Origin of the sequence: Mediterraneibacter agrestimuris (assembly GCF_943193195.1) — a bacterium.
GTDB lineage: Bacteria > Bacillota > Clostridia > Lachnospirales > Lachnospiraceae > Schaedlerella > Schaedlerella agrestimuris.
This window is the reverse complement of sequence record NZ_CALPDG010000075.1, coordinates 1-9,964: the sequence shown is the minus strand read 5'-3', so window position 1 is coordinate 9,964 and position 9,964 is coordinate 1. Positions and strand designations below refer to the sequence as shown.

The 9,964-nt window shown below is 38.5% G+C and carries 15 protein-coding genes and 2 pseudogenes; all 17 read right to left on the bottom strand.

Features of this window, described 5'->3' with window-relative positions:
* Window positions 1-202 (bottom strand): helix-turn-helix domain-containing protein (locus NFS18_RS18425; protein ID WP_251392907.1); only part of this gene is annotated, 202 nt, incomplete at its 3' end.
* Window positions 203-621: 419 nt separating this feature from the next.
* Window positions 622-1,728 (bottom strand): annotated as a pseudogene (locus tag NFS18_RS18420) (terminase large subunit domain-containing protein).
* Between the two features lie 62 nt (window positions 1,729-1,790).
* Window positions 1,791-2,261 (bottom strand): phage terminase small subunit P27 family, encoded by a 471-nt coding sequence (locus tag NFS18_RS18415; protein WP_251392904.1) that lies wholly within the window; start codon window positions 2,259-2,261, stop codon window positions 1,791-1,793.
* An 87-nt stretch (window positions 2,262-2,348) separates the two neighbouring features.
* Entirely contained in the window at window positions 2,349-3,113 is a 765-nt protein-coding gene (locus NFS18_RS18410; RefSeq protein ID WP_251392902.1) for a hypothetical protein, read from the bottom strand.
* Window positions 3,114-3,165: 52 nt separating this feature from the next.
* Window positions 3,166-3,840, bottom strand: a complete 675-nt coding sequence (locus NFS18_RS18405) for an ImmA/IrrE family metallo-endopeptidase (RefSeq protein ID WP_251392900.1) — start codon at window positions 3,838-3,840, stop codon at window positions 3,166-3,168.
* 148 nt (window positions 3,841-3,988) lie between these two features.
* Complete coding sequence (locus NFS18_RS18400) at window positions 3,989-4,363, bottom strand: helix-turn-helix domain-containing protein (RefSeq protein WP_251392898.1); 375 nt, start codon at window positions 4,361-4,363, stop codon at window positions 3,989-3,991.
* A gap of 267 nt (window positions 4,364-4,630) precedes the next feature.
* The gene (locus tag NFS18_RS18395) at window positions 4,631-4,798 is read right to left on the bottom strand and encodes a hypothetical protein (RefSeq protein WP_251392897.1); all 168 of its coding nucleotides are present in this window, start codon (window positions 4,796-4,798) and stop codon (window positions 4,631-4,633) included.
* Between the two features lie 45 nt (window positions 4,799-4,843).
* Complete coding sequence (locus NFS18_RS18390; protein WP_251392890.1) at window positions 4,844-5,197, bottom strand: HNH endonuclease; 354 nt, start codon at window positions 5,195-5,197, stop codon at window positions 4,844-4,846.
* Window positions 5,198-5,449: 252 nt separating this feature from the next.
* Window positions 5,450-5,794, bottom strand: a complete 345-nt coding sequence (locus NFS18_RS18385; protein WP_251392887.1) for a hypothetical protein — start codon at window positions 5,792-5,794, stop codon at window positions 5,450-5,452.
* Window positions 5,734-6,306, bottom strand: coding sequence for a UPF0236 family transposase-like protein (locus tag NFS18_RS18380; RefSeq protein ID WP_251392884.1), 573 nt, complete (start codon window positions 6,304-6,306; stop codon window positions 5,734-5,736). The genes NFS18_RS18385 and NFS18_RS18380 overlap by 61 nt, the downstream gene beginning before the upstream one ends.
* On the bottom strand, window positions 6,303-6,887 hold the full coding sequence (locus NFS18_RS18375) for a UPF0236 family transposase-like protein (protein ID WP_251392882.1): 585 nt from the start codon (window positions 6,885-6,887) through the stop codon (window positions 6,303-6,305). Before NFS18_RS18375 ends, NFS18_RS18380 begins: the two co-directional genes overlap by 4 nt.
* A gap of 129 nt (window positions 6,888-7,016) precedes the next feature.
* Window positions 7,017-7,220 (bottom strand): annotated as a pseudogene (locus tag NFS18_RS18370) (excisionase).
* A 65-nt stretch (window positions 7,221-7,285) separates the two neighbouring features.
* Complete coding sequence (locus NFS18_RS18365; RefSeq protein WP_251392880.1) at window positions 7,286-7,522, bottom strand: helix-turn-helix domain-containing protein; 237 nt, start codon at window positions 7,520-7,522, stop codon at window positions 7,286-7,288.
* Between the two features lie 4 nt (window positions 7,523-7,526).
* On the bottom strand, window positions 7,527-7,808 hold the full coding sequence (locus NFS18_RS18360; protein ID WP_251392878.1) for a sigma factor-like helix-turn-helix DNA-binding protein: 282 nt from the start codon (window positions 7,806-7,808) through the stop codon (window positions 7,527-7,529).
* 601 nt (window positions 7,809-8,409) lie between these two features.
* Entirely contained in the window at window positions 8,410-9,102 is a 693-nt protein-coding gene (locus NFS18_RS18355) for an alpha/beta hydrolase (protein WP_251392876.1), read from the bottom strand.
* 113 nt (window positions 9,103-9,215) lie between these two features.
* Window positions 9,216-9,479 carry a CD3324 family protein gene (locus tag NFS18_RS18350; RefSeq protein ID WP_251392874.1) on the bottom strand — a complete coding sequence of 88 codons (264 nt, stop codon included), beginning with the start codon at window positions 9,477-9,479 and terminating at the stop codon, window positions 9,216-9,218.
* Between the two features lie 162 nt (window positions 9,480-9,641).
* Window positions 9,642-9,964, bottom strand: a 323-nt coding sequence (locus tag NFS18_RS18345) for a CatB-related O-acetyltransferase (RefSeq protein ID WP_251392872.1), incomplete at its 5' end; no start/stop codon positions are given.

Sequence of the window (9,964 nt, the reverse complement as noted above, 5' to 3'; positions counted from 1 at the left end):
ATATTTTTATTATACCAAAGAAACGGCTCGAAGTATAGAAAAGCCCGGCATTTGCCGGGACTTTGTCTACAGTCTGAATCAGCCATACATGGCTGATTCTCATTACATTAGGAATACGATTCGTGGCACATAACACTTGTATTCTCCGTTCAGACAGCCCCCATTTTTCAGCCGCTTCTTTTACACTCATATAATCGAACATAAATAAGACCTCCTTTGTAAAAAATATTATAATGCGTTAAAACGAATATTACAACTATGCAATACCTTGTACTATTGTTCAGATTTTCCCGATAATCAAACAATCTATTTCTATATCCATGTTAAAATCATTCTCCAACTTAGCATTTGTACTTCTTATTTATAGATATTGTATCTCGTTTAATGAGAACTTTTATCTCTGTAAAATGGAACTTAACTAAAAAAATACATAGGTGGTGAACGCATGGAACTCGAAAGAAACAAGAAAAATAGATACGGCTTTGACTTCATCCCAATCGGCTTAGAAATCAAAAAAGCTCGTGAAGCCTAGAAAATAACACGGGAGAACTTAGCTCTGATTAAATTTTTTGTGGGTGTAGGCTCCGAAAAGCCTTGATATTACAGTGTTCCTATTAAAACTCATTCATATGGAACAGAATTCGCCTTCACCCTCTGCGGAATCGTTTCTTCCGGCACCCAGAAGTACGGCACCAGAATATATTTCTCCTCCGCACTTCTCGGTGGAAATATCAAAACCAAAGCAGTAATATCTCCAGTACTGGATAAATCCAGTCCGGCATAACAATCTCTTCCCTCCAACAATCTCATATCAATTGGCTCATTGCCCTTCATGAAGATTGCATCCGGAATTCATGATGTCGTACTGGATACCCACATGTTCATCCTGAGCCACTTGAATGTAATCTCATCTGCCGGATTCTGCTTTGCCTCCCGGTATACGTCACGGAGTCTTTCAATATCCACCGTATATCCAAGCGAAGGATTTACCTTGTACCAGTTTGCTTCATCTTCCCAATCCTCGTCGTCCTTCAGTCCATAGACCACCGGATAAAATGTCGGATCCACACGTCTGCCCTCCAGAATATCAATCGCCTTGGTATGCAATTCAAAAGCAATAGAATTTCTGTCATTACCGGCTGTGGTAATAATGAAGTGAAGCGGATTCTGACGGGCATCTGAACTGTACTTGGTCAGCACATCGTATAACTGACGATTCAGCTGTGTATGAATTTCATCGAACACAAGTCCCAAAATCGAAAAACCGTGCTTACTTCCAACCTCTGCAGATAACACCTGATAAAACCCAGCATTGCCATAATTGACGATTCGCTTGGTAGCGGACATCAGCTTACTTCTCTTCATGAGAGCAGGTGACATCTCAACCATCTGCCTTGCCACATCAAATACAATGGATGCCTGCTGACGGTCAGCCGCAGCGCCATAAACTTCAGCACTTGGCTCATTGTCGGCATAAAGCAAATACAAAGCAATCGCTGCTGCAAGTTCCGATTTTCCCACTTTTTTGCATATTTCCACGAAAGCGGTACGGAACTGACGATTCCCATCAGGTTTTACAATTCCAAAAATATCCCTAATCAATTGTTCCTGCCACGGCAATAACCAGAATCTCTTGCCAGCCCACTTATCTTTTGTATGACACAGGTTTTCAATGAAAGTAACCGCCCTGTCAGCTTTCACCTTATCATAATGAGATGTGGGAAGCATAAATCTTGTGGGCTGATAATTCTTAAGCTTCGGATAATCCTTAGGTCTTGTTTCCTTTGCCATTAACCATCACCTCCAAGCAATGCCTCCATTTCATCTTCCGGCTCCTTCGCCTTGCTGTTGCCGGCTATGATTCTGCTTCGTAAGGATGGAGTCAGTCCAAACTCCGATGCAGCCTGTAACATCAGCTTCTGATTGGTATTTGCAATTCCAACCCAAGGTGTCTGCTGCTGATATCCTTTATCAGTCTCAAAAGTAGATCCACCGGAGGTAATATGCTCCTGCGCTTCCTTCCATCTTTCATAAGACTGACAGTATGCAGCAAAGGCAGCCATATCTATTTCTGTAAGAACACCCATCTGATTCATCAGTTCAGCCAGGCGTTCCCATTCTTTCTTGGCTTCCGGCATTAACCAGTCAGGACAGGCATGCATTCCCTTTGCTGGAATCGGCTCTTTTGTATTTAGTTTTCTTTTTCCTGGATTACCTTCCAGTTCCTTAATCGCTGTAGGCTTTGGCTTTCTACCTGCCATTGGAATCCCCTCCTTCCATAAATTTCTGCATAAGAAAAGCCCTGAAAGATTACTCCCTCAAGGCTTACTCCCATGTCAACAGACACTTTACTTTATGTATTTCAAATCTCCATTCCGCAACATCTGAAATTTTTCATCATACATTTCATCAAATACTTGCTGAATTGGCACACCATCTCGTTGATGACCAGATATAGACCAAACCTTATATTCCGTCTGATTTTTCAAAAATGCAGCTAGATGATCGTAATATTCCTGCATTTCAGATTTTTTCTTTCCAATCTTCATCAGCTTATAGAAAACACCTAATATACTAATACAATGAACCGGTGTTTCTAAACTTGCAATACTCTGTCTTGCTTTGAAATCATCTGAGCAAAATACATACACCCGATTGCTATGCATAATCTCCATCATTTGAATTAACACATAGGTCTTTTTCTCACCCAAACCCATTTTATGTGGAATATTATCATCACATTCCTTTAATGCCGCCAAAAATGCCTCAACATCGTTCAAGTTCTCCATCTCATTCAACGAACCGTAGTACTGTTTATAGAAATTGGCATTAAAAGTATCGCAACTCGTTTCTAGTAATTCTAAATATATGCTTGTTGCTTCTTCTCCATATAACTTTCCTAATTCACTTACAATCTCTCGATCCGTATACAATTTCACTTTTCCAGTTTTAACTTTCTCTTCAAGCCAAGGATTTGGATCTGGATTCAGTTCATGTCTGCTCAGTTCTTTTTTTATCATTTCATGGCAGAAAAATTCATACTCCGTAAATTCAATGACAAAGTCTGTCAGTGTATGATTTTTTGCGTTTCTTGCCAAATGTGATTTATACAAAAAGTCAGTATCCAGCAAGGCATATTTTTTATCTATTCCAATAGGCACTACCTCACTGTTTTCTTAAGTTTTCCATAATTTCAGTTAATCTGCTCTTATCACTTGTCAACCGCTCATCACGAACTGCATCCATCTGCTCAACGTCATACATCAATTCTGATAAACTTCCAAATCTAACAAAATCCTTATGTATTTCCTGCCAACGTGCAGCTTTCCCCGTGAGTTTCATATGTTTGCTAATCTCTTCTTCAGGGACCTGCAAAAGTTTCTTTGCATCTTTTGCTTCAATCTTATCTTCCTCCAAAAGGCGAATTACTGCCGCCTTATATGGAATTGCAAAAATGTCCATTACCTTAAGAATAGTTTGCACAGAAATATTTTTATATGATAAATTGTACACATCTGTTTGTTCATCAAGTCGTTCCTTTGGAGCCAATAAAATAGCAGCAAAAGCATTTGCTTCCATATCCTCAATCTCTTTTGCTTCTTCATCTATAATACTAGATGCCAAAATTGATCCAGATTGTAACAATTCAGAATCATGTTCTTCAAAATAACAATAAATATGATACAGTTCATGTGCTGCAGCAAATATCTGCTTTGATAATGGCAAAGCAGAATTAATCATAACAAACATACGTCCCTTGCGAATAAAAGTACATGCACACAAATCCGTATCCTCAATAGGATATCTTAGCATATCAAATGGCATATCATGGCGTGCCACATAATTCTCCAACACATTGAAGATATCATCCTGAATAATATTGTTTTTATTATAGAGTGAATTGAAACTTGTTGCACATTCACTTATTTTTATATATTTCTTTCTGTCTTTAACAAAAAGACTATTATCCAAAACTCGGCACATAATTCTAAGCCTCCCACGGTTTCATCATTTCCTCTGCATTCTCATGGGTGCGCGCATAAAAACAAATAAGATTTGCAATCTCATCTGCAATTTCAAGTCCATCTCTTGCTTCCTGGGTTTCCACCTTACCCATAAATGCCTTTATGGCATTAGTTTCTTGAAATACCTCTGGACGCTTAACCAGATTCTCCATGGAAGTGCCAAGAAACTCTGAAATCTTCTGTAGCTCAATCGCATTGATCATCCTGCCACCGGTAAGCATCTTGCTTATAACCTGCTTAGACACACCAAGATATTCTGCAAGGTCAATCTGCTTTTTTCCATTCTGTTTCATAATATTCATTATATTGTTACTAATAATCTCGCTTGCCTTTACCATCACCGTTACCTCCAGCATAATTCAAAGCAGTAGTCTCCCTTATACGCTTTTATTATATTCTTAGCGTCGCAGAAAGTCAACGTTTTCTCAACAAACTTATTTTATTCCTCTTTATCTTGTCCTCATTTTGGCAACTTTTTTATCTTATAACACTACACACTTTTCGACCTTATGCAAAAACATCCTTTTTAATGATAGTATTGCGATTTTCTTTATAAAGATACATATAACATTTTTAGGGAACATTGCAAAACATTTCGACACATTTCATGCATATTGTAATGTTTTATGCCCCCATCTTCCATTTCGCGACTGCACACGCAGCACCCACCGCCGTTCTATAGGCGATAGGTCTGTAGAGATTTCGATACCCCCTACCTCGTCCTCACAAGCTCCATATCTCTCGCTTTCATGCAAGCGCAAAAGCTCGCTCATTCCGCTGCTCGTCCTCTTCCCACGAAGCAGGCTTCGCGGGAACCCTTATTTCCATCGATCTCCACGCTTCGCATGAATTTGTGAATGACAGGACTTACACAACGCGATCAGATTGCTCCGATCATGTGTGCCACCTTCACTCAAAGGAAGTTTGTGGTGAATCTCCTCCACTGGAACTGCAAGTCCACGTTCAAAACATAACTCACAGAACGGATGCTCCGCAGCATACTTATCACGGATCCTTTTCCAGGCACGACCATATCTGCGTTTTGTATTCTTATCTCTACTGTATTTCTCATAATCGCTGTTTACTTTTCTTGCATGCTCCTCACAATACCTTCCGGTCACTAATGCAGGACAGCCCGGATAAGCACACGGTTTCTTTGGTTTGCTTGGCACTGTTACACCTCCGTGCATAGAGCTAGAGCCCTGAAGAATTTCTTCCCCAGGGCTCTGTTCTATTCTGCTTTCCGCATTATAACAATAACATATTTACTGACTCTCATTCTATCACATCAGCTCTCCACTTTCAGAAATCCATCAACTTCGTTTGTGTCAAGTAATCATTGGCAAATTATCTTTTTGTTTTTCAAATGATGTGCTGTCCTTTTTTTGTATCATAATAAAACCCTGACGGGGGGGGGTTCTCTTTTATATACTGAATGCTTTCCTAAAAACTTTTCTTGATGCTGTCTGCATTGCTTCTAACAGCGGCATATGTGCCCTGATTACATCAACATATGCATTCCCTTTTCCATCTTTTTTTGGTGCTTTTGCTGCACTTAAAATTTCTACAATCTCTTGCATCTGTATCGTAAATATTAAACCATCTGTATATCTGTCTATTGTCTCTATTAACTCTTTGTTTTCCTTGTGGTACAATGCTTTTGCAAGATTATTCGCTCCACGGAACGACCATCTCATCCGGCGGTGTTTCATTCGCATTGTGATGGTCGTACAGTTCTGATTCTCTTGTATCCCCATTCCTTTATACAAAATCCCGTCCTCTGGTTCCGGTATGGCGATCCCACGTTTGTCATACGGAAGGAGTCCCTCACGGTTATTACTAAGATATTGATATAATTCTCTGGCTTTTTTACTTCGTTTATCCTTTTCGTCCAGACTTTCCACACTTGTTGCATTATATACTCCAGCATTTCATCCGGTTTTTCTTCTTCCAAAAGTTTTCGGATTTCCCCCTGCGCTTCTTTATCCCCAATTTTTCTCAATATCTCCTGATAAATATGATAGCGATCTAACTGAAAGATTGTATCTGGGTAATAGGTCTCTTTGATCCAACTTCCACCGTCTCCGTTCAGAACCCTCTGCCCTATCTCATCTGCATTATATTTCTTCCGGATACACGCTTCCCGCTTTTCGTGAAATTCTGCACTCTTCTCCATCCCTGCAAGCATCTTCTTCTCCACGAGAGTACTCCTGTTTTGCTTTTCCTTCTCTGCATCCCATCCCTCATACATGGTAAACACCTTCATTTCTTGCTTTTTCATTTTTTATGATGTTTATCCTGCATGTTTAACCAGACGCCATCCATCTCTTCAAAGAGCACTGGGGTTTTTCTTTCTCCTTCTGTTTGATCTGCATTCATCTGTTTTACGGAATGTTCTTCCTCTTCACAGATTCGCTCGCCTAATCGCTGCACAACATTCCATACACCTCCGGCACTGATATCCTGACCGCAGGTACTGCTGATTACATCTGCCGTTACCCTGTATGGTGATTCCGTTACTGTCATTGCAAGCTTCTCTGCAAGGTTCGTAGAAATCAAACCAATCTTTTTCATCTGCATTGCTTCATCCAGAAGATATACATAAGCCTCTTCTCCTCCCTCAAGGACTGTTTGGTATACGTTCCGCTGATACTCCACGGTTCCATACACCGTCTTGATACTGGTTTTTCTCTTTCCCTTACTCCTATATTTTTTCTTATCCCGTGTCTCTGAAAGTTCCGTATCATAGGATTCCAGCATGGTTCGGGTAATTTCACACCCAAGTTCACAGACATACCGAAAGATTTTTTGTTCCAACTCCTTGAAAGATATCCTTTTTTCCTCTACAATAGATTGCATCATACAGTCTCCTTTGATTTAATCTCGTCAATTAACATCATAAAGAAAAACTGTATGATTGGGAAGTAGGGAATTTCTCTACTTCCTTTTATTTTAGGAATAATTCCTATTTATGCCAATAATAATTATACACTAACTTTCCTCGAACTCGCCTATGATTTTCTCGAATTGCTTTCGCTTAATCTGAATCCGATTCTCGTTTGTAATCAACCAACTGGCGTTTTTATATTCATCAACCAGTCTACGGAGTTTCTTTTCTCAGATACGAAAATATACTAACGCTTCTTCAATCGTCAATGTGTATTTTTCCCATACAGGAATATCCACATTTTTCATATGTAGAGCACCACCTCCCCCTTCTTTGATTTTTAGAAAAGAGATAGAATTGCACTCATAAATCTTCACTTTACTTCTAACTCAAAATTTAAAATGGCTTTCATTATGGCAGTTCGCACCCTGCCTTTTAAATCCATATCAACCACAATCCGCATATTTCCATATTCATCGTAACGAGGACGTAAACATGCTTTTGATATGTACGCATTATAATGATTTAAAATCTTTTCCATCGCTATCTCATCACCGTCTACCGCTGAACAGATAGTTGAAAATCGTGGACATTTTTGTATGCGTTCCATTTTGCTAATCCTCCATATATTTTTCTCTGATAACATTTAAAGTTCTCATTCTGCTCCGATAAACAGAACATCTTGAAATGCCAATAATCTCGCCGATTTCTATATCTGACATTTCAAGGAAATAGGACATTAGAACAATATTTCTCTGCCTTTCGCTCAACGCCTTGATTGCTTCACACAAATGCTCATCAAAAACACGGACTTCCGTTCCGTATACAGGAAACACTGTAAATCCCATGGAATATTCATCTATAGTAGCTACATGGTTTAAATCTACTTCTGTCACATCACAAAACGGAACTTCATGCTTTGCACGTCTTCCGAGTTCTCGGTAATAGTTCTTAACCGTCCTATCTATGACTTTACGGATAAGACAATCAAACTATAATCTGATTGCTTTTTCAAATGAAGAAGGGGACATAATCTCACCTCCTTCCTGTGAAATTTGTTAAAGCGTGAAGATTCTTACCTCTTTTCGCTCTAACACTCACCACAGAGATGAGATTTGTTACCCTGTTTGTAAAATTGTTTAAAGATATTTTGAAACAGCAAAAAAGCACAGGAGCAACTGATAAATGCTGATCCTGTGCTTTTTCGACAGTTCCTGCTATGTAATGTAAAAAACCACATTCAAGGATGCAAAATGTTATTGAATAGATATATATTTTTTAACAATAACAGATTTATTAAGAATCGTGTTTTACAATGCTTTATCAAAGCGACTACCTCCAAGAGCCGCCAAAATAAAACCTGTATTATTCATAGAATTAGGAAAAGAAAAACGACAGCCTTTCAACCGTCGTCCAAATTTATCGTATTCAAAAAAGATACTGTCGGCAACGTTTTTTTGTTTATTGCCAACAGCAATAGAGTTGAGCTTATTGGTTTTACAGATTATCACATATCCAACTTTTTATAATCTTGTCATCTCCATTTCCCATAAAAGAATGTTCACTCTGTTCTGATATAGTCAATGATACAGAATTGGACTTTGCAAAATTTTCTATGACATGTAAAGATTGCAAATTGTCCTTACCTCCATAAAGTATATAGGTTGGACTATTCCATCTTGTTACGGGATTTTTCTTTACATACTGGAAGTAATCCCAAGACAAAGTATCAATCGATGTTGGAATTTCTCTTTTGGTATAAAGCATTTCTTCCGTGATATGAAACCACTGGAACATATTTTTGATGAGATATTCCATATTTACGATTGGAGACAGGAAAAAGCACTTTTCAAAAGTAATATCTTTATATGCCTGCAAACTGAAATATGCGCCCAAACTACAAGCAAACAAAGATACCGATTTCCAATTAGCAAACGTATAGGAACTTATCCTATGAAGGTCAGAAATGCCATTCCAAATATCACACCTGTAATTTTCGCTTTTTCTTTCTCCATGTTCCGGCAAGTCAAAACTGATTGTCTGATAGCCTTTATTTTCTGCTATCCGGGCAAACGTTTCAGCAGACTCCTTATCGGACATTTTTCCGTGAATATAAATATATGCTTTGTCAGATTTTGCTCCCCAGATAATGACCAGAATCTTTCCGATATAAAATTTTATTGTTTTCATCTTTCATCACCGATTACATCGTATCACCAGAGGATAGCATTCTCAATATACTGTCACTTACAGAAGTGTTTTTTACCTAAAAGAGAGGTCGCAAAACTACGACCTCTCGGAAATTATTTCTTATATATGATTTTTCTGATTGAATGAACAGAAAGATAATAAATATCAGCTAATTCATCAACACTTTTTCCTTGCTGATAATCTTTTCTTATTTTTCTGTTTCTCTGTTCAATCTCATATCTACAACCGCTTAATTCGCCCCATTTCTTTTTGCTGTTTTTTCTTGAGGGAACATAAATATATCCACCTTGTATATAACTTTGCAATTCTTCAACTAAAGCAATGGGGAGCACCGAATCTGCTTTGATATATTGCATGCAGGCTCACTCCTTTAACTTTTCATCGTCAAATAACAAAGCCAGCATATTACGCCCTATTACTCCATGCAAATGGCGTTAGCATTTACTGACTTTGCATGGAGTGAAACATCGTTCTTTCTTTTTTTATTTATACACATCGTATCACCATCCTAATTACATTTATATCACTTGTTTTAACTGTTCAATGTTCCCACTTTGTATAGCACCAATATTTCTTGCGATTCTTTCCTCAGACCAGTTCCACCATTGAATCTCCAATAGTGCAGAAATGGTTTCTTCTGAAAATCGCTTCTTTATTGGTTTCGCCTGAACACCGCCAACAATCGTATATGGAGGAACATCTTTTGTGACAACTGCACGAGTTCCAATGATCGCTCCGTCTCCAATCGTAACACCAGCTAAGATAACAGCTTCATAACCAATCCAAACGTCATTTCCTATGACAATATCGCCTTTATTATCCCATGCGTTTGTTACGTCTT